15 protein-coding genes are annotated in these 20,064 nt (G+C 62.6%); 12 read left to right on the top strand and 3 right to left on the bottom strand.

Annotation, left to right across the window (positions count from 1 at the left end; translation table 11 throughout):
- The first annotated feature begins 159 nt into the window (after positions 1-159).
- From WKV53_RS08550 to WKV53_RS08540, 3 genes are all read left to right on the top strand, one after another.
- Positions 160-1,218, top strand: a complete 1,059-nt coding sequence (locus WKV53_RS08550; protein WP_341404153.1) for a hypothetical protein — start codon at positions 160-162, stop codon at positions 1,216-1,218.
- A gap of 116 nt (positions 1,219-1,334) precedes the next feature.
- Positions 1,335-2,411, top strand: coding sequence for a hypothetical protein (locus tag WKV53_RS08545; RefSeq protein WP_341404152.1), 1,077 nt, complete (start codon positions 1,335-1,337; stop codon positions 2,409-2,411).
- A 19-nt stretch (positions 2,412-2,430) separates the two neighbouring features.
- Positions 2,431-2,910: a hypothetical protein gene (locus tag WKV53_RS08540; protein ID WP_341404151.1), complete on the top strand. Its 480-nt coding sequence runs from the start codon at positions 2,431-2,433 to the stop codon at positions 2,908-2,910.
- Positions 2,911-2,924: 14 nt separating this feature from the next.
- Here the strand turns inward: WKV53_RS08540 and WKV53_RS08535 are convergent, their stop codons facing one another.
- Together WKV53_RS08535 and WKV53_RS08530 are read right to left on the bottom strand one after the other, a co-directional pair.
- Entirely contained in the window at positions 2,925-3,680 is a 756-nt protein-coding gene (locus WKV53_RS08535; protein WP_341404150.1) for a class II aldolase/adducin family protein, read from the bottom strand.
- A gap of 9 nt (positions 3,681-3,689) precedes the next feature.
- Positions 3,690-4,577 carry an AraC family transcriptional regulator gene (locus WKV53_RS08530; protein WP_341404149.1) on the bottom strand — a complete coding sequence of 296 codons (888 nt, stop codon included), beginning with the start codon at positions 4,575-4,577 and terminating at the stop codon, positions 3,690-3,692.
- Between the two features lie 159 nt (positions 4,578-4,736).
- Between WKV53_RS08530 and WKV53_RS08525 the strand changes: the two genes are divergently transcribed.
- The 6 genes from WKV53_RS08525 to WKV53_RS08500 all read left to right on the top strand — a co-directional run bounded on the left by WKV53_RS08525 (position 4,737) and on the right by WKV53_RS08500 (position 11,191).
- The gene (locus WKV53_RS08525; protein ID WP_341404148.1) at positions 4,737-6,518 is read left to right on the top strand and encodes an L-fucose isomerase; all 1,782 of its coding nucleotides are present in this window, start codon (positions 4,737-4,739) and stop codon (positions 6,516-6,518) included.
- Between the two features lie 80 nt (positions 6,519-6,598).
- On the top strand, positions 6,599-7,573 hold the full coding sequence (locus tag WKV53_RS08520; RefSeq protein WP_341404147.1) for an ABC transporter substrate-binding protein: 975 nt from the start codon (positions 6,599-6,601) through the stop codon (positions 7,571-7,573).
- Positions 7,574-7,639: 66 nt separating this feature from the next.
- Positions 7,640-8,065 carry a hypothetical protein gene (locus WKV53_RS08515; RefSeq protein WP_341404146.1) on the top strand — a complete coding sequence of 142 codons (426 nt, stop codon included), beginning with the start codon at positions 7,640-7,642 and terminating at the stop codon, positions 8,063-8,065.
- A 13-nt stretch (positions 8,066-8,078) separates the two neighbouring features.
- Positions 8,079-9,623 (top strand): sugar ABC transporter ATP-binding protein, encoded by a 1,545-nt coding sequence (locus tag WKV53_RS08510; RefSeq protein ID WP_341404145.1) that lies wholly within the window; start codon positions 8,079-8,081, stop codon positions 9,621-9,623.
- A gap of 24 nt (positions 9,624-9,647) precedes the next feature.
- On the top strand, positions 9,648-10,580 hold the full coding sequence (locus WKV53_RS08505; RefSeq protein ID WP_341404144.1) for an ABC transporter permease: 933 nt from the start codon (positions 9,648-9,650) through the stop codon (positions 10,578-10,580).
- Positions 10,581-10,666: 86 nt separating this feature from the next.
- Positions 10,667-11,191: a hypothetical protein gene (locus WKV53_RS08500; protein ID WP_341404143.1), complete on the top strand. Its 525-nt coding sequence runs from the start codon at positions 10,667-10,669 to the stop codon at positions 11,189-11,191.
- 25 nt (positions 11,192-11,216) lie between these two features.
- Here the strand turns inward: WKV53_RS08500 and WKV53_RS08495 are convergent, their stop codons facing one another.
- Positions 11,217-11,705 carry a polysaccharide biosynthesis/export family protein gene (locus WKV53_RS08495; RefSeq protein WP_341404142.1) on the bottom strand — a complete coding sequence of 163 codons (489 nt, stop codon included), beginning with the start codon at positions 11,703-11,705 and terminating at the stop codon, positions 11,217-11,219.
- A 117-nt stretch (positions 11,706-11,822) separates the two neighbouring features.
- Here WKV53_RS08495 and WKV53_RS08490 point away from each other — a divergent pair, with 117 nt between their 5' ends.
- The 3 genes from WKV53_RS08490 to WKV53_RS08480 all read left to right on the top strand — a co-directional run bounded on the left by WKV53_RS08490 (position 11,823) and on the right by WKV53_RS08480 (position 20,062).
- Complete coding sequence (locus WKV53_RS08490) at positions 11,823-13,205, top strand: DUF58 domain-containing protein (RefSeq protein WP_341404141.1); 1,383 nt, start codon at positions 11,823-11,825, stop codon at positions 13,203-13,205.
- A gap of 82 nt (positions 13,206-13,287) precedes the next feature.
- Positions 13,288-15,579 carry a transglutaminase-like domain-containing protein gene (locus WKV53_RS08485; protein WP_341404140.1) on the top strand — a complete coding sequence of 764 codons (2,292 nt, stop codon included), beginning with the start codon at positions 13,288-13,290 and terminating at the stop codon, positions 15,577-15,579.
- A 367-nt stretch (positions 15,580-15,946) separates the two neighbouring features.
- Complete coding sequence (locus WKV53_RS08480) at positions 15,947-20,062, top strand: LamG-like jellyroll fold domain-containing protein (protein ID WP_341404139.1); 4,116 nt, start codon at positions 15,947-15,949, stop codon at positions 20,060-20,062.
- Positions 20,063-20,064 lie beyond the last annotated feature (2 nt).

Genomic DNA, 20,064 nt, shown 5'->3' with positions numbered 1-20,064 from the left:
GCGCGTGGGGGGTAAATTTCGCGGTGTTTCGCAGGGTCAGCCGGGGTTGTAAAGGGTTGGATTGACACTCTTTTCACCATGCCCCGGAAGCCCGCTAGGACGGGGCTTTCATGGCGGGAATCCGGGTTGACCGGATGGCGACGGCTTCGGATTCTATTAATGATGAAGAAGAGTCCCGCATTCTTGCCCAAGGCCTTGCTGGCTGCCGTCTCGATCGGCGCGATGGCGTCGTGCACGACTTCGGTTTCCCGAGATCGGGCGGTGGCGGCCGATGGCCGGGCGATTCACCGGCCGGAGCAGCTCAATGACTTTTACCTCAAGGAGCCGGTGAAGCTGGATGGGCTGGGGACGAAGGCGGCGCTCCAGAAACTGGACCGAGCCTATCGGGAAACCTGCCGGAAAGCGGGCGAGGTGCCGCTGGGCCTGGCCTACGAGGTGCCGGCGGGATACCACCAACCGCTGAATTTCACGGTGACCGAGAGCTTTGAGCAAGGCGTCGCGGAGATCGCAGCGACCTCGAAGCTTGAGGTGGCGCGGCGTGGCAACACCTACCACTTCCAAGCTCCGCGGGGTGGAGACGGGCTTGTGCGGCAGAAGTATCAGGTGCCGCCTGATTTCGTGCATCGAATCAGTGACGAGCCTCAGGACACGCGACTGCCGGTAAGTGTGGCATTCGAGAGGCGGGGTGTGTCCTTTGACAAATCCACCCGCTTGACGATGAAAGACTCATGGCTTGGGTTGGAAACGCGGGATCGAGGTGATGCGGCTGCCATTTTCGGGACAGTTGAAATTGTCAAAAAGGGTTATCCTCTGGAAATCCGCCTGGAGACGCAGACCTTCGAGATCCCGGCCGGTAGATCGTGGGATGGACCTGAAAACGGCATTATTTCAGGTGAAGACTTGGCCAAGCTACGCCGGATTCGGGGCGTCAAAGAGATCGCCCAGCCATTCGATCTCAGGTCAAACAAGCCGTCCCAAGGGTATATCGAGGGAGGAAAGCTTTCCGTTCAGTTCGGCTTTCTCGGCTTGGGTGTTCAGGGGAAAGCTGTGTTCGACCAAGCGGCGCCGGGCAGTCGGCCGGTCGTCGTCGAGGGTCAAACTCCGGATGGAGTGACACGAATCGCAAGCCAGACCCGGCCGGATGGTTCGCGGGTGGTGGTGGCGGTTACACCGACGGCCGTCGATGCGACGCTTCGGCCGGTGAAGCGGAGTCGATAGCGCACGACCAGGCCTTCGCCTTGATCATCTCCCGCGGGTGGAAGTGCTGGCCATGGGGCTTGGGAATGCCGGGGAACTTGATTGACCGGAGATAGGCGCTTCCAGATGGTGGGAAGATGAAGAAGAGTCCTGCATTCATGTCCAAGGCCTTGCTGGTGGCGATTTCGATTGGCGCGATCACCTCGTGCGCGACGTCGGTTTCCGGAAATCGTGCCGTGGCGGAGGATGGCCGGAAGATCCACCGGGCGGAGCAGCTCGATGAGTTTTACCTCGAAAAGACCGTGTATGTGCAGGGTTTGGGGACGAAAGCGGCGCTGGAAAAGTTGGACCGCGAGTATCGATCCAGCTGCCGGAAGGCGGGCGAGGTGCCGCTCGACCTGACGTATGAAGTGCCGGCGGGATACGAGCGGCCGCTGAATTTCCGCGCGGGTGACAATTTTGAGCATGCGGTCCGCGAGATCGCGGCGACCTCGGGGTTGGATTGGAAGAGGCGTGGCAATGTTTACCAATTCCAGGTGCCAAAGGTTTCCCGCGATAACAACCGACTCATGCAGGAGACGCTCTCGGTCCCGCCTGATTTTCTTAGCCGGGTCGCCGGGGGCGGCTACGACCGGAAATGGGGTGCCCGCGGTGCCTTTGAGAAGCGGGGCGTTTCGCTCGACCCGTCCACGCGGCTGACCGTCGTGGGATCGCGCTTTCATGTGGAAACCCGCAGTCCATCCGACCGGGTCATGACGTCAGGCATGGTGGATTCGATGGTGCAGCAAATTCCCCTGCAGTATCACTTGAGCTATCGGACTTTCGAGATCCCTGCCGGCCAATCGTGGACGGTCCCGGCGAATGGCATTGCGTCCGACCATGATCTCGCTCAGTTGCGCCAGATCCCGGGAGTTCAGGAATATGTTCCGCAATGGGAAGGTGACACGAGGTTCGATGACCCTTCGACAGTTCAGGATTTTGGAAAGAGGCTCCGCTTCCAGGCCTATTTGTTAGGTTTGGGCGTTCAGGTGAAGGCTGAGTTCGATCAGACGATTCGAGACGGCAAGCCTGTCGCTATTGTTGCGGTGGGGCAGACCCCGGATGGCGGGACGAGAATTGCGACCAAAACGCGAGCGGATGGATCGCGGATGGTGCTGGCGGTTACGCCGACGATCATTGATGCAACCGGCCGTCCGGTGAGGAAGTCCCGATAAGTGCGGCGTATCGTCGCCGATGAAACCCGGTTTTTTCCTCCCTCTCATCATCGCTTCCTGTCTTTTGCCCGCCGGGGCAAAAGACGATGCGAAGAATCCCTTAGACAGTCCGGTGGCGCTCTTCAAGGAATGCTACGTTCCGGTGATGGAGAACAACTTGGGTGCCGTGCTCCGGAATACCAACCGGGGCTTCGTGCTTCGCGGAGCGGGCACTCACGAACGGGCGGCACCCGATTGCCCGGCCTCGGACGACTTGATCGAGCTCGACGTGGCGGTTCGCGATGCGACCGAGATTCCGGCCTTCGAGGATAAGACCGAGAAGAAGGGGGAGCTGACGGTGCGCACTGTCCGCTTCCCCGCGTTTCCTCCGGGTCAGAAGATCAAGGAAGCGCAGGGACTCGTCGTGACTCTCACTTGTGGACCGAACGCCGATGAGGAGTCGCTGGCGGCGATCGGCAAATGCGTCGACGCGGTCAAGAAGACCACGGGGCAGAAGTAGCCGGCAGGCTGAGGTCAGGCCTTTGCCTCGATCATCTTCCGCCGGTAGGCCTCGTCGAGGCGGCTGTCGATTTTCGCGGCTTCTTCTTCGGGGAGGAAATTCGGGCCGCCGGCGGCGAAGGTGCCGAGGAGGACGCGGGCCCATTTGTCGAGCATCAGCATGATGTTCAGGACTTCCTTGCTGCTGGAGCCGAGGGCGACGGGGCCGTGGTTTTCCATGAGGATGACCTTTGGCGGCCTGCCGTGTTCGGCGCGGAATCTGGCGAGGCCATCGCGGACAGCGCGGGCGAGGTCGAGGCCGGGATTGATGTAGGGGATGGTCAGGACGTGGCGGCCGCAGACGACGATGGCGTCCGGGCAGACGTGGCGGAGGAAGGGTTGTGCTCCGTGCTTGCTGGCGAGGATGCCCAGCACCGAGGTGGTGTGGGTGTGGCCGGTCCATTTCACGCCGGGTTCGCGGAGGCAGAGCGAGTGGAGGAAGGTTTCGACCGAGGGTTTCTTGTGAGCCGGGTCGGCGAGGCAGGCGACGAGGCCGTCTTCGATTTCCTGCTCGGTGATGTCTTCGCGGGAGAGGAGGGCGTCGACTTTCTCGTGGGAGACGCGCGAGAGTCCATCGGTGGAAAGCGTGCCGAGGGAGGTGCCGGAGGCTTTGACGAGAAAGGTGCCGTCGCCGAGGTCGTGGGAGGTATTGCCTTCGCCGAGGATGGCGAGGTGGCGGTCCTCGCGACCGAGTTCGCGGGACAGTTGGACGAGTTCTTCGGCGGGAGACATGAAAGTGGATCAGCGCGGGAGCTTGTCGTGCATGGCGTCGCGGAAGCGGGAGGGGGGGACGCGGTGGACGGATTTGAAGACGCGCGAGAAGTGGAAGGGGTCGGGGAAGCCGCAGGCGGCGGCGACTTCCTTCACCGAGCTGCTGCCTTCGAGGAGGAGGGAGGCGGCGTGCTGCATGCGCAGGCGGGTGAGGAATTGGTAGGGGCTTTCGTCGTGGAAGCGGGAGAAGAGTCGGCAGAGGTAGGGGGCGTCGAGGTCGCAGGCCTTGGCGACGGCTTCGAGGGTGCCGAGGTCGAGGTAGTTCTGCTCGATGCACTGCTTCACGCGGCTGAAGGTGGCGAAGGCGCGGGTCTCGGTGCTGCCGGCGTCGACGGCATCCTCGCGGCACATTAGCAGGAGCTGCTGGATGATGGCGGTGCAGATCGGGCGCGAGTATTTCGAGTTCCGCGAGCCGCGGTCGATCAGGGTGTCGAAGGCGCGACGGATCGGCTCGGACTTCAGGCAGTGGGAGACCACGCCCATTTTGAGTTCGTAGCGCTCCAAGAATTCCTCCGCGGCGGGTCCCCAGAAACCGACGAAGTACTTCAGCAGCAGCTTGTCGGGGTCGGTCTTGATGTGGTGCTCGATGCCGGGGCCGTAGAGGAAGAAGTCGCCGGAGCGTAGCGGGGTTTCGACGCCATTCAGCACGACCTTCCCTTTGCCTCCGTGGACGAATTCGATGACGTACCATGGAAAGTCCGTGCGATCGATGCGGTAATCAGGACGGCAGCGCTCGAAGCCGCCGCACTTCACCTCGAAATCGCCGGGCTCCGGTTCGTCGTAGAAGAAGACCCGCGAGGACTCGACCTGCCTCGACATGAAAGTCGCGGGGTTCACATTGGGATCGGTCGGGCTCACGATGGGTTTTGTGTGCTGAAGGGATGAGTTGATGGAAGCAAAAAAATCCATTGATGGAAAGAATGATCCATTGTTGGCAGGTTAAAAGTGGTATTTGACTGACAAGGATCTCCATTTCCTTCGTGACAAGGGCGGCGGGGCGGGCGCAGCGTCGCGCTCATGAAACTCTCGCCCTTTCCCAAGGTGGGCATCCGTCCGACGATCGATGGCCGTCTTGGCGGCGTGCGTGAATCGCTGGAGGAACGCACGCTCCAGCAGGCCCGTGCGGTGGCTGATTTGATCGCCCGCGAGCTGCGTTATCCGGATGGCTCACCGGTCGAGTGCGTCATTGCGGACAGTTGCATCGGTGGGGTGAGGGAGGCGGCGGCGTGCGCGGATAAGTTCCGGCGCGAGAATGCGGGCGTGTCGCTGACGGTGACGCCGTGCTGGTGCTACGGCTCGGAGACGATGGACATGGACCCGCACGTGCCGAAGGCGGTGTGGGGCTTCAACGGGACCGAGCGACCGGGTGCGGTTTATCTGGCGGCGGTGCTGGCCGGGCACACGCAGAAGGGGCTGCCGGCATTCGGCATCTACGGGCAGGATGTGCAGGCGGCGAGTGATTCCGAGATCCCGGCGGATGTGCGGGAGAAGCTTTTGAACTTCGTGCGCTGCGGGCTCGCGGTGGCGATCATGCGGGGGAAGTCGTATCTTTCGATGGGTGGCACCTCGATGGGGATCGCGGGTTCGGTGGTGGATCCGGCGATGTGGGAAAAGTGGCTGGGGATGCGGGTCGAGGCGATCGACATGAGCGAGTTCGCCGGGCGGATGCGGAAGGGCTGGTATGACCCCGCGGAGTATGAAAAGGCGCTGGCGTGGGTGAAGGCGAACTGCCCCGAGGGGAAGGATTACAACTCACCGGATACGACCCGCAGCCGGGGGCAGATCGACAGCGAGTGGGAGGACAGCGTGAAGATGGCTCTGATCGCGCGGGACCTGATGGTGGGGAATCCGCGGCTAGCCGAGATGGGTTTGGGCGAGCAGGCGCAGGGGCACAACGCCATCGCGGCGGGCTTCCAAGGGCAGCGGCAGTGGACGGATCACTTTCCGAACGGCGACTTCCTTGAGGCGATCCTGAATTCGTCCTTCGACTGGAATGGGAAGCGCGCGCCTTACATCGTGGCGACTGAGAACGATGCGCTCAATGGGGCGGGCATGCTGTTCGGCTGGCTGCTCACGCATACGGCGCAGATTTTCGCGGACCTGCGGACGTATTGGAGTTCGACGGCGATTGAGCAGGCGAGCGGCAAGAACTTCAGTCATCCGCTGGTGCAGGATGGCATCCTTCACCTGATCAATTCCGGTCCGGCGGCGCTGGATGGGACTGGTGAGCAAGAGATTGGCGGGGTACCGGCGATGAAGCCGTTTTGGGACATCACTGATGCGGAGGTGGAGGAGTGCCTCAAGGCGACGATCTGGCATCCCTCGATCACCGAGTATTTCCCCGGCGGCGGGCTGAGCACCCGGTTCCGCACGCGCGGTGGCATGCCGGCGACGATGATCCGGCTGAACCTGGTGGATGGCCTTGGTCCGGCGCTCCAGATCGCGGAGGGGCACACGATCGATTTGCCGGAAGATGTGCATGACGCGCTCGACCAGCGGACCAACCCAACTTGGCCAACCACTTGGTTCGCACCGATTCTTAATGGCCGGGGTCCTTTCCGTAGCGCCTATGAGGTGATGAACCATTGGGGCGCGAACCACTGCGTGATGAGTCACGGCCACATCGGCCACCTTTACCTGACTCTGGCCTCAATGCTGCGGATCCCGGTCTACATGCACAATGTCAGCGAGGAGCGGATTTTCCGCCCGAGCGCATGGCGAGCCTTTGGCACTGCTGACTTGGAAAGTGCGGATTTCCGTGCATGTGCGCAGTACGGACCGCTGTATGGAAACCCCTAACGGGTGGTTTCCGTGGAAGGCGCGCAGCAAGCGTGACTTTCAGCGACCGATCCGTCAGTGAATCACCACTCGAACCCAAGATGAAATCCACCGCTCTTTTCGCTCTCACCGCTGCCGCGCTGCTCGCCGGTTGCAACAAGTCCGGCAGCGCCACCTCCGGCCAGCTCCGCGTCGCCGTCATCCCGAAAGGGACGACCCACATCTTCTGGAAATCGGTCGAGGCCGGCGCGAAGAAGGCCGCTGACGAGCTCAACGTGAAGATGACCTTCGTGGGCCCGCAGAAGGAGGACGACCGCTCGCAGCAGATCGACCTCGTGAAGAACCAGGCGCTGCAGAACGACGCGATCGTGCTCGCCCCGCTGGATGCCGTGGCGTTGCGCGATGTGGTGAAGGAAGTTTCAGCGAAGAAGCCGGTGGTGATTTTCGATTCCTCGCTGGCTGATAGTGACGGCTTCATCGCCAGCTATGTGGCGACCGACAACCGCCAGGGTGGCCGGATCGCGGCGAAAGCGTTGGCGGAGAGCATCGGGGGCAAGGGCAAGGTGGCGGTGCTCCGCTATGCGCAGGGCAGTGCTTCCACCGAGCAGCGTGAGGAAGGCTTCCTCGATGAGATCAAGAAGTTCCCGGACATCCAGGTGGCCAGCGCCGAGCAGTATGCGGGCGTGACCGCGAGCCAAGCGCAGGACACCGCGACGAATCTGATCACTCGCCTCGCCGAGGGTGGCGGGCTTTCGGTCCAAGGCATCTTCACCAGCAACCAGACCAGCACCTACGGCATGCTTCAGGCGCTGCGTGGCAAGAACCTCGCGGGCAAGGTGAAGTTCGTGGGCTTCGATTGTGATGCGACCTTCATCGATGCGCTGAAGAAGGGCGAGATGCAGGGCAGCGTGCTGCAGGATCCGCTCAACATGGGCTACCTCGGGGTGAAGACCGCCGTGGCCAAGCTCAAGGGTGAGAAGGTTGAGGCCGTGGTGGACACGGGTGCGACGCTCATTACGCCGGCGAACTTGGAAGACGCGAAGATTTCGGCGCTGATCAAGACGCAGATTCCCTGAAGTGCCGGGTGATCAGTGAAAAGCCAGAGGCGGTCGGGGCTGTATCATGCTTAAGCAACCAAGGTCATGAAATACGCGTTTCTTCTGCTATTGGCCGCGATTGCCGCGCAGGCGGATCCCGTTGTTTCGGAGATCGAATGGGAGCCTGCCTGCGACGGTGCCACGATCGAGCTGGTGTCTGACCATGGTCAGATGATGAGCGTGCGAGCCATGGCCGTTCACTCGGCGGTGACGACCGAATGGACGATTCACTACCTCGATGGCCGTCCGGTGACTGCCGAGTTCCGTGAATCCGAGCGGGGTCGAGTGACGGAGGGCGAGAATGCGGGTGACTACACGGGTGTGAATCGTCTCAAGCGCCTGCAAACCTTCAAGTGGCAGGGAGAGGGGTTCATGGTCGAGGACAAGGCTCTCCGGGAGAGTTTGGAGGGCATCCTCGTGAAGGTGCAGGCGGCGCGTGACAAGGAGGCGAAACCCAGGTCCTCCGACTGATTGCTTCTCATTCATGTCCTCCTCCGTTCCACGCCTCGTCATGCGGGGCATTCGCAAGACCTTCGGGCCGACGATTGCGCTCGGGCGGGTGGATCTTGAGATCCTGCCGGGAGAGGTGCATGCCTTGGTCGGTGAGAATGGGGCGGGGAAGAGCACGCTGATGAAGGTGCTGTCCGGGGCGCATGCGCCGGATGAGGGCGAGATGGAGTTCGATGGCCAGGTGTATTGCCCGCGGAATCCGTTGGATGCGCGGGCGTGTGGCGTTGGGATGATCTATCAGGAGCTGTCGGTTGCGCCGCATTTGACGGTGGAGGAAAACATCGTGCTCGGGATGGAGCCGAGGAAGGGGCCGTTTGTGGACCGGAAGGTGATGCGTGCGCGGGCGATGGAAGCGCTGGCGCATTTCGATCATCCGGACATCCGGCCGGATGTGAAGGCGGGCACGCTGTCGGTGTCCGCTCAGCAATTGATCGAGATCGGCCGTTCGCTGGCGATGGGGTGCAAGCTGTTGGTCTTTGATGAGCCGACCTCGTCGCTGGCGCAGAAGGACATCGAGCGGCTGTTTTTGCTGATTGATCGCCTGAAGGCGCAGGGGATCTCGATCATCTACATCTCGCACTTTCTTGAGGAGGTGAAGCGCTTGGCTTCGCGACTGACGGTCTTGCGGGATGGTTCGGTGGTGGGCACCCGCGATGTGGCGACCACGGAGCCGGAGGAAATCGTTTCGCTGATGGTGGGGCGTGATGTGGAGGATCTCTATCCGCGCACGGAGAGAACTGCGGGTGAGCGGATCCTTGCCGTCTCAGGACTGACCGGTGCGCGAAACAAGCCGGATGGCGTCACGCTTGATTTGCATCGTGGCGAAGTGGTGGGCATCGCGGGATTGGTGGGCTCGGGGCGGACTGAGTTTTTGCGTGCGTTGTTCGGGCTCGATCCGGTGAAGGGCGGGGCGGTGGAGATCGCCACGCCGGGAGCGGGGAAAAGCAAGCCACGCGATCGCTGGAAGCAGGGGGTTGGCATGCTCAGCGAGAATCGGAAGGAAGAGGGGCTCGCGCTGAATCTTTCCATCGCTGACAACGTCACGCTGCCTTGCCTGGAGCGCTTCGGCGCGGGTGGGACGCTATCGCCGGCGAAGCAGAAGTCGGCGACGGCCGCGTGGATTGAAAAGCTCGGGATCAAGTGCCAGGGGCCAGGTCAGGCGATTGGGTCGCTGTCCGGGGGCAACCAGCAGAAGGCCGCTTTCGCGCGCTTGCTGGAATACGATGTCGATGTGCTGCTGTTAGATGAGCCGACGCGCGGCATCGACATTGCCGCGAAGGCGCGCATTTACGAAGCGATCAACGAGGTTGTGACTGATGAAAAGCGACCGCGCGCGGTGATCATCATTTCGAGCTACCTGCCCGAGCTCTTCGGTGTCTGCGATCGTATCGCCGTGATGAGCCAGGGCAAACTCACCCGGGCGGTGCCGGTCGATCAACTCACTCCGCACGACGTGATGCTCGTCGCTACCGGCAAAGCCGCGGATCTTCCCGGCGGCGGTGAAGTCCGACGGTCGTAGGCCGCCGCTCCCTTTTTGCAGAACATGCGCCTCAAATCCATTCTTACCCTCCTCGGTCCGTTCATCGCGCTGCTCATCGTGTATGGGATCTTCGGTGCGTGGAATCCGGCGATGTTCACGGAGGACGTGGTGCTGAATATCCTCACCCAGACGGTTATCGTGGGCATCGCGGCAATCGGGATGACGCTAATCATCATTTCGGGTGGCATCGATCTCTCGGTGGGCTCGATGATTGCGCTGTGCGGCACGGTGGGGGCGACGATGGTGACGAAGAATGTTTCACCGGCCGCCGTCTTCCTCGGGACGATTGCCGCCGGTGGCTTGTGCGGTCTGATCAACGGCGGCCTTTCCACCGGTTTCAAGCTGCTGCCGTTCATCGTCACGCTTGGCACGATGCAGGCGTTCCGCGGTGTCGCGAAAGTGGCGACCCATGGGACGCCGGTGAATCTTCCCTTCGACGTGACGGCCTACAAGCCGTGGATGGGTGGCGCGGGGATTCCGTGGGGCGTGTGGCTGATGATCGCGCTGGTCGTGCTGTTCACGCTGGTGCTGCGCTATACCCGGTTCGGACGGCACGTGTTCGCGGTGGGTTCGAATGAGAACACGGCGACGCTCTGCGGGGTGAACGTGGCGAAGACGAAGCTGTTTGTTTACATGATCGGCGGTGCGCTGGCCGGACTTTCCGCGGTGATGAACATGGCCAAGTCTTCGCAAGGCGATCCGACGACGGCGATGGGCCTGGAGCTCGATATCATCGCTGCGGTGGTCATCGGCGGGGCGAGTCTTTCGGGTGGTGAGGGAACGGTGCTTGGTGCGTTGATCGGGGCTTTGCTGATGACGACGATCCGGACCGGTTGCGTGCTGAATGGAATCCCGACGCCGTGGACCGAGGTGATCACGGGCGTGATCATCGTGGTGGCGGTGATCATCGACCGGCTGCGGCATCGGGCGGCGTGAGTTGCGGGGCGGGATAAATCCCGCGCTCCCAGTTCATCTGGCGGATTGCCAAGCGGAAGCGGGGTTGCCACGTTAGAGAAGATTCCATGCGCCTTCCCCTTATCTTTGCTGCCGCCGCCTTGATCGCATCTTGCTCCGGGCCCACGAGTTCATCGGAGCCGGTGGTGGACGCGACGGCTCCGGCATCGTCGAAGCCGCTGTCGATCAACCCGCCTTCCCATTGGAAGGTGGTCATGGACAAGCCGGGGTTCCCGATCGCGATGTGTGTCTTCCAGATCCCGAACCCCGCGGACAAGGCCGGGAAGAACTCGACCAATGTCGTCGTCGGGGCCTATCAGGCGAATTCGAAGCAGGCGCAGGATGCCTTGGCGGGCACCAAGCGGAGATTTGTGAAGACCAGCCTCCAAAGCAGCCGGAAGGGTGCCTGGGACATCGAGTCTTACGCGGAAATCGAAGGGGTGACCCGCTACCGCATTCTGGACGGGACGCAGGTGCTGCCGGACAAGACGCTCTTCATCCGCTTCGCGTGGCCGAACCTGCCGGGCAATGCGCCGAGCTATGACGCGGATATGGCGCGGGCCTTCGACAATCTGCTGGGGCAGGTCCACTGATCCGCCTGTGGGTCGGTGAGCACGGCTATCGTCCGATCACATTTTTTTGGGGCACTTCGATGGTGTCCTTGGATTGAACGGCGGTGTCGCGCCCCTCTGCGGTATTGAGATTGTATTCCGTGCAGGTGGCTCCGCGTGTCAGCCTCACGCGATTCAGCGCTCCGAAGGGTGTCACTCCGCCCGCCTTCGCGATGACCGACTGGAGCGTGGACGAAGAACCTACGAGCACGGGTCCGGGAGAATACACCTGACCGCCCACCGTGACGTGGTCGCCTTCCTCGAATCTGTTTTGCATGCGGCTGGCGTAGGACTCGTCCTTACGGAGGCCGCGCATCTTCGTGGGAAGTTTGGCGGGGGAGGCTCCTGAGGGTGACCTGTGCGAGCGTTCCGAGAGGAACTTGCGATCGGCTGCGGCTTCGGGCGAGGTCGCCTTGGAGGTCTCCTTTTGGACGACTGCCGCGGCGGCGGTGAGCAGGCATCCGATGGCCAGTCCTTGAAGCATCCATGGGCGCATGGGGGCAAAGTAAGGATAAACTTTGTGATGCAAAGTTAATTGTGCGAGCGATTCTGATTGGTGAAGCGGCGTGGTTTCCACTTGGCGGACCGCGAGGTGCGATGGAGTTTGATGCCGATGCCCCGAACCCGGCCCAAACCGAAACCTGCCAAGCGCTGGCGGCTGTTTCCGCGGAATCCGGTCTATCAGTTTTACGTCCGGGGCACGCAGCTCAACCATTGGTTCCGCCGACGGGTGCGGCCGCCGGGGATCGCGCTGATGATCCTGGTGGTGATCTCGGCGGGAGCGGCGGCGGGGAATGCCGAGACGCCGGTGTTCCAGTCGTTTTCCCTGGTCTGCGGGCTGATGATGACCGCGCTATTTCTAACGCTGTTCCGGCGGGCTTCATTGGAAGCCGTGCGCGACCTGCCCGCCCATGCCACGGCCGGGCTGCCGGTGACCTATCACGTGTCCCTGCGCAATCTGCGCCGCCGGCCGCTGAAGCGGTTCCAACTGCAGGAGACGCCGCCGGACCCGCGGCCGGATGAGGCCACCTTCCGGCTGAGCGAGGAGCCGGGGGAAAAGCTGCGCAATGTCTTCGACCGGAAATTTGCCTACTACCGCTGGAATTGGTTGTACGAGAAGCGCCTCTCGTTCGATGGCGGGCGCAGTCCGGTCGTCGAGCGACTGGGGGCCAGCGGCCAGGTCGCAGTGACGATCACCCCACGCCGCCGCGGACTGGTGCGCCTGAATGATCTGCGGGTGCTGCTGCCCGACCCACTCGGGCTTTTCCAACGCTGCGTGAAAGCCTCGTCGCCACCGACCCTGCTGGCGGTGCTGCCGAAACGCTATCCGCTGCCGAGGTTCGAGCTGCCCGGCAGTGCGCGCTTCCAGCCCGGCGGCGAGGCGACGGCGCGGCACGCGGGGGCCACTGGTGAGTTCACGGGCCTGCGCGATTATCAATCGGGCGATCCGCTGCGGCTGATCCATTGGAAGACTTGGGCGCGCACCGGCAAGCCAGTGGTGAAGGAGCTGGAGGACACCTTTTTCCCACGCCATGGGCTGATCCTCGATACCTTTCCTGCGACGGGAGATGACGATCTCTTCGAGGATGCCGTGTCGGTCGCTGCGTCGTTCGTGGTGGCGGTGGATGCGCAGGAGTCGCTGATCGACCTGATGTTCATCGCCGGTCGTGAACGGGTGGTGACGGCCGGGCAGGGGATCGCGCGCTCGGAGACCCTGCTGGAAGTGCTGGCGGGGGTGGAAAGCTCGCCGGTTGAGGATTTCGACTCGCTCGGGAAGCTGGTCCAGCGCCACTCCGACGATCTGGCCGGGTGCCTGTGCGTCTTCGCCGGCTGGTCGCCAAGCCGGGCGAAGCTGCTCCAACGGCTCAATCGGATGGGAATCGAGACCTCGGCCATGGTCGTGGTGAGGGAGAAGCCGGGAGCGATCCCGCGCTGTCATTTCCTGCGCTCGTCCGAGCTAGCGGCGGACCTGATGAAACTGCCGAGGCGATTGTGAGGGGGCCACTCGAAGAACTGGCCTGATTTCGCCCCGGGCGTTACATTGACGTGAACTTGCAACCGACCACTTTGGACATCCGATGACTCCGCCCCGTTTCCTGCTCGGTGCCGCGCTCCTGTTCTGGGGCGTGATGACCGATCGCGTGGTGCCGGGGCTTGCCTGCGCGATGCTGGTGGAGGGTGCTCAGTGGACGCGGGTGCGCTGGAACTTCGGCGAACGCGCCTTTCTCAATGCCTGGCGTCTGTCGGTGCTGCTGTTGGTGGTGGTGATGATGCTGGTGCTGCTGAACGGGGCGCGGCTCGCGACGATGTCGATCGTCTTTACCTGGCTGCCGGTGGTGCTGCTGCCGCTGGAGTTCGTGCAGGCGTATGGGATGTCCCCGACCACTACGCTCGCGACCTTTTCGATGATGGTGAGGCGGCGGCGGGATCATGCGCGGAAGCACGGGCTGCCCTTCCGCGAGGTCCGCTTCGGGTTTGGCCATGTCTATCTGTGCGCCACGCTACTGGCTTCCTGTCTTGGGTCGCAGGCGGATGTGCCGGCTTTTTATCCCCTGTTGGTGCTACTGGGAGCGTGGGGGCTGTTGTCAGTGAGCGGGCGTGCCTGGACGCAGGTCGGGGTCGCCTTCTTCCTCTCGATCCTGGCGTCTTCGTTCATGGGGGTGGGCGGCGAGATCGGCCTGATGAAGCTTTATCGCTACCTGACCACCCTGGGTTCCAGCGATGGCGGCTACAGCTCGGAATATGCCCGCGACCGCATGACCTCGATCGGCAGCCTGGGGAGGCTGAAGATGTCGCAGGAGATCATCTGGCGGCTGATTCCGGAGCAGGGGCCGCTGCCAAAGCTGCTGCGGGTGTCGTCTTACAACACCTATCTCGCCCAGAGCTGGCAGGCTGACTTGCTGCCGGCAAAAATAGATCCGAAGAGCGCGGATTCTAAGAGCGCGGATACGAAAGGCGCGGATACGAAAGGCGCGGATCCAAAGGAGGAGGTGCCGAAAGGAGAGGTTTGGAAGGCAGACTTGCCGCCCAAACCCGGCGATCCGAAAAACGAGAAGAACGATGGCTTCGACGACGTCTCGGAAATTACCAATCCGGACAACCCGGATGATCTGGAGGACAAGTTCCTGATCGCCGTGCCGGGCTTGCCGGATCCAAAGGTCGCCGTCGATCACAGCCTGCCACGCTTCCGTCTGCGGGGCGCCACCCCTTCAACGCGAAATTATACCCTGCTGCCGTTGCCGGGAAACGTGGCCAGCCTTCATCAGTTCAATCCGCAGGAATTCCAGCGCAATCCCTTCGGCACCTTCCGTCTCAAGCCGTCCCAGCCGGTGGCGGACGCGCGGGTGTTGTGGGATCCAGGCCTCGCGCCGGAGTTGCCGCCATGGAAGGCTTCGGCCAGTTCCTATGACCGCCGGCGCTTTGATTTTTCGCCGGTTTCCCCGGACTCGAAGAAGCGGGTGACGGTGGAGCCGGAGCTTCAGATCCCCCCGTCGGAAGCCGCGGCCATCACCAAGGTCGCGACCGCGCTCCACCTGAAGGAGGTTCCGTTCGACGAAAAGATCGCGCGCTTGCGGCGGCACTTCCTGACGTTCCAATACACCAAGTACAACAAGACCGCGGCGGATTTCGATCCGGACACGGATGGAACCCTGATGGCGAAATTCCTCACCAGCAGCCATGCCGGCCACTGCGAGTTCTTCGCCACTGCCACGGCGTTGCTGTTGCGTGAGGGCGGAGTGCCGACCCGCTACGTCAGCGGCTTCGTGGTCGCCGAGATCGAGCCGAAGACCGGCCAGGCGTTGCTCCGCGGCACCCACGCGCACGCCTGGTGCCGGGCGTGGAATGCGCAGTCGAAGCACTGGATCGATGTCGATCTCACGCCGCCCGATTGGCTGGGGATGGAGACCCCGCGAGTGGAACGTTTCCAAGGGCTGAGCGACTGGTTCCAGCGGGTGCGCGAGGACTTGCTAGTATGGCGCGATCAGCCGGGGCACATGATGTGGATCACCCTGGGCCTGCTTGCCCCCCTTGCCCTCGGCATGGCCTACATCGGGCGGAACCTGTGGCGATCGCGTAGCCGGCTGGATGCGGAGAAGGCTCGCCTGCGGGGTGCCAAGGTGGCGGCGACGCCTTTGGTTGCCTTGGAAAGACCCGCGCGCAAGCTGCTGGGCGAGCGTCCTCCGGGAACGCCACTGGCCCCGTGGCTGATGCGACTTTCGTCACGACTGCCGCAGCCGGAAATGCTGGTGGAGGCGCTGGCACTCCATCACCGGCTGCGCTTTGATCCCGAAGCTCCTGTCACCGAGTTGACCGCAGAGCTGCGATCCGTGGTGGAAGAGTTACGCCGGGACTTGGGAGCGCGAAGCTGAGGTTTTGCGCGTTGGGGGGAAATTCGGCGGTGGGTGAATTGTTCCGAAACAAGGAATCACTCGTGTTTCGGCACAATTGCTGTCGTACACTTAGAGTGGCTATAAAAATTCTTTTTCCTCACAAAAATTTGATTCTTAGCGAGTTGTGACGCGCGTGAAATTGGTGTGAAATTTTGATCTAAGTCATTTATTGCCCATTAAAGTGACTTTAATCAGCGTGCTAGGTGAGCTGAATGCCTCAAAGTGATGCATTAAGTGAGATTCTGGTGTGAAGGCACTGGTGCGCTGCGTGCTTCTTTTGGATTTGGCTCAAAAAAACGACCCCGAGTGGCCCCCGACGCTCGAAAATCCCAGTACCAAAGACCCCATGAGACCTCGTACCCAATGGCTGTCCCGACGGCCGAATTCCCGGTGTGCCTTGCTGGCAGCCCTCCTCTCCGCCTCGCTTCTCCCGACCCTGCGCGCTGACTACGCGGCGGAGGTGATGAGCGAGAACCCGATCGTTTACTACCGCTTCAACGATAGCGTGGCGACCGATGACTTGCCGAGTCCCGCGGTGAATCTTGGCAGCGCCGGGGCCGCCGCGAATGGCGGCTATACCGGCGGCTTCGTCCGGGGCGTGCCGGGGGCTCTCCCGGGCAGCGCCAATACCGCGGTGCAGGGTGCCGGGAATCTCGTGGAAATTCCCAACACGGCTGCGATCAACAATGCCGGATCCTTCAGCGCCGAAGTGTGGCTGAAGCCGACGTCGATCCCGGCGACCGGTGCGCTGATCAGCCCGATCGCATCGTTTCGCGAGAACGACAACGTCTACGGTCGCGCCGGCTGGCTCATCTACCAAGGTGACGCCGCCACCGGCTTCAATTTCCGCGCCTACAACCGCAACGGCAGTACGTTCACCTTCAGCATCACCTCGGGAGCCGGCACGGTCACGGCCGGAGCCTGGCACCATGTGGTGGCCACCTGGGATAGTACGACGAACCAGGGTAAGCTCTATGTGAATGGCGTGCTGTGCTCGACCAGCGCGGTGGTGACGCCGAGCGGACCGAACAACTCCACCTACGAGCCTAACAACACGCGGCCGCTCACCCTCGGCTCCCGCGACGGCGCCTTCGGATGGTCGGGTGATCTCGACGAGCCCGCGTATTACACCAGCGTGCTCAGCGGTGCGCAGGTGCTGGCCCACTACAACAATGGCATCAGCCCCTCGCCGTCGCAGACGTATGACTCGCTGGTGCTTGCGGCGGCTCCTGCCGGTTACTGGCGAGTCGGGGAAGCGGCCTTCGTTCCCCGCACGCCGCCGGTGGCGACGAATGCGGGCAACCTCGGTGCCTCTGCCAACGGCGCCTATTATGCCGGTTCGAAGAACACGGCCACCGGTCCGGCTCCGTCTTCCGGCTTCCAAGGCTTCGGGGCGAACAACTCATGCCTCTCGCTCGCCACGGCCAATGGTTACGTGGGCACGGCGCTGAGCCTGCTGAACAATCGCTCCGCCTTCACGGTGATGGGCTGGGTGAAGCGGGGTGCGGTGCACTCGGTCCGCGGAGGCTACTTCGGCCAGAATGACCTGCTCGAATTCGGCGATGCCACCAATGGCGCCGACATCGAGTCATGGATCAGCGCCCGCGGTGGCAACATGATCACGCCGTATAGTTTCGCCGATGACCAGTGGGGCTTCATCGTCCTGACCGGCGATACCACGAAAGCGACGCTCTACTTGAATGGCGTCCAAGTCGGCCAGTTGAGCGGCACCATTGCCAACTACGGCACCAGCGCCTTCAACTTCAACATCGGTGGCGGCGGCGTCTTCGCCGCCACGGGCGACTTCTTCCGCGGTGAGATCGACGAGGTGGCGGTCTTTGACAAGGCGGTGACGCCGGGGCGCGTGAAGCAACTTTACGATGCGGCCTTGGGTGGTTCCGGCGTGGATCTGGTGAACTACTTGCCGGACGTTTCTCCCGCTGGCGATATTCCTGAAGGGCAATCGTATACCTTGAGCGTCGATGCCACCGGCACTCCGCCCTTCACCTACCAGTGGAAGAAGGATGGCGTGAATGTGCCGAATTCGAACTCACGCACGCTGACGGTGACCGCAGCGGCGAACACTCCCGTTACCAATCCGTATGAGTACACCGTGGTGGTCACCAATCTCGGCGGGGGAGCCTCGGTCACCAGCGATGTGGCGGCGGTTTATGTCACGCCTGCGCTCAAGTGGACCGGCACCGATGGTGTCAATCCCGGGAAGTGGACGATTGGCGGGCCGGTCAACTGGAAGACCTACACGGCCGGCACGGGTGTCCCTTATTCCGAGGACTTCGGCGTGGTCTTCGATGACAGCGGTACGGCATTGACGGCGACGCTCACGGAGAACGTCCAGCCGATGAACCTGACCGTGGATAGCAACACGAAGAACTACACCATCACCGGGCCATTCTCACTCAGCACGGGCAGCGGCGGCATCGTGAAGAACGGGACGTCCACCTTGCAGATGAATGTGAACGATCTCTTCGTGAATACCATGACGATCAACGGGGGCACCCTGAAGCTCGGCACTGGCATGGTCACGGGTCTCTATGCCAATGCCGTGGTGGCCGTGAATGCAGGGACGCTTGATATCGGGCTGCCGACCGGCACGCCTTACTCAAGCGCCACGACGGTGGCCACCGGCGCGTCTCTAACCGTGACCGGGAGCGGGAACCTCGAGCTGACGTCAGGAAGTGCCGCGATCAGCGGTGCGGGCAATGAGGTCTTCAATCGCAACGGCACGGTGCTGGTAAACATGGCCAACACCATTGGCGGCAGCGTTTCCATCCAGACCGGCACGGTTGCCTTCGACGGCAGCCAGAACACCAACCGTCTCGCGGCCAACCAATCGGTCACGGTCAGTCCCGGTGCGACCATGGAGATTCGCGGCGTGAATGCCTTCCCGACCGCGGCCAACTCGATCTCGGTGGTGCTCAACCAAGCCACGCTGAACGTCATTTCCGGTGGCAGCACCGCCATCGGTGCCACTGGTACCAGCCATGCGCACCTCAAGAACCTGGCCTTGAATGCCAGCACGGTGATGCTCGGTTATTCCGGTGGGGGTGGTGCTTACAATGGTGAGAGCTTCCAGCTCAACGGCGGCATCACGGTCACCGGCTCCGGTGCTTCCATGATCAGCCTGGGCAGCGGCACCAATGCAGGCAACTCGGGTGTGGCGATTTCCGGCGCGGCCACGCACACGATCAGTGTGGCGAATACCGCGGTCGGGGCCGACCTGATCATCGCCGCGGAACTTGAGAACACCGATGCGAGCGCGGCAGATTCTGCGGCGAGCATTGTGGCCAAGACTGGTCCCGGAACCTTGAAGTTGGCGGACGGCACTGCCCACAGTTTCTCCGGCACCGTGCAGGTTAACGAGGGTTCGCTCGAAGCTACCGGCTCGCTCGCAGGTCCGCTGACGGTGGCATCCGGAGCGTCGATCGTTCCCGGCAATGCGGCGATCGGCACGCTTGCCACCGGCACGGCGACCTTGAGTGGCACCTACCGCTGCGACATCGATGCGGTGGTCTCCGACCGTATCACGGTGAATGGCAACCTGACCTTTGGCGCGGGTGCTTCCATCGCCTTGAACGTGGGACCGGGCGGCGTCACCGCTCCCTCGTATGAGCTCGCAAACTGCACCGGCACGATGTCCGGGCCGCTGCCCACGCTCAGCGGAACCATCCCGCCGGGCTACACCTTGCAGGTGGTTTCCAGCTCCTCGCTGGTGCTGGCGCAGGGGGCGATCAATACCCAGCCAAAGATCTCGATCGTTCCTCCGTCGGGGAACGAGGACTTCAGCACCAGCGCCGGCGGATTCACCGTGAGCGCCCCGGTGTCGCCGGAAACGGACTGGGCCTACAGCAATGGCTCGTGGTTCAGCTTCGGAACGGATGCCGCGACGGGAGTCGGCACCAACACGACCTACCTCATGACGCCAATCTACACGGTGAATGCGGGAGGTGCGGTCGCGATCTCTTTCTCGCACAGCTACAACTTCGAGGAAGACTACGATGCGGGTGCGCTGGAGATCAGTGTCAACGGCGGGGCGTTCACGCGCGTGCCGGGATCCGCCTTCACCTTGAATGGCTATGACGGAACCTTGGCAGCAGGGACCAACAGCGCATTGGCTGGCCAAGAGGGCTTCCTGAGAGCGTCCGCGGGTTATCCGGCCTTCCACACCACGACCGCCACGCTGCTCGCCAGCGCCACGGCGGGCACCACGGTGCAGGTCCGCTTCATGGGAGCCTATGACGATGCCTATTCGGCGGGGGGATGGAAGATCGACTCGTTCTCGATCACTGGCGCCTTGCCCAGCCTGCTGAAGCTCGAGTGGCCGCTGGGAACCATGCAGTACTCGGACAACCTGCAGCCGCCGTGGACTGACCTGAGCGCCGACAGCCCGCTGCTGATCGACACGAAGGCTGCGCCAAGGCGGTTCTTCCAGCTCAAGCCGTGAGA

Origin of the sequence: Luteolibacter sp. Y139, from assembly GCF_038066715.1 — a bacterium.
Classification (GTDB): domain Bacteria; phylum Verrucomicrobiota; class Verrucomicrobiia; order Verrucomicrobiales; family Akkermansiaceae; genus Haloferula; species Haloferula soli.
Note: the sequence above shows the minus strand (reverse complement) of the source record. Positions and strands in the feature narration are given on the sequence as shown.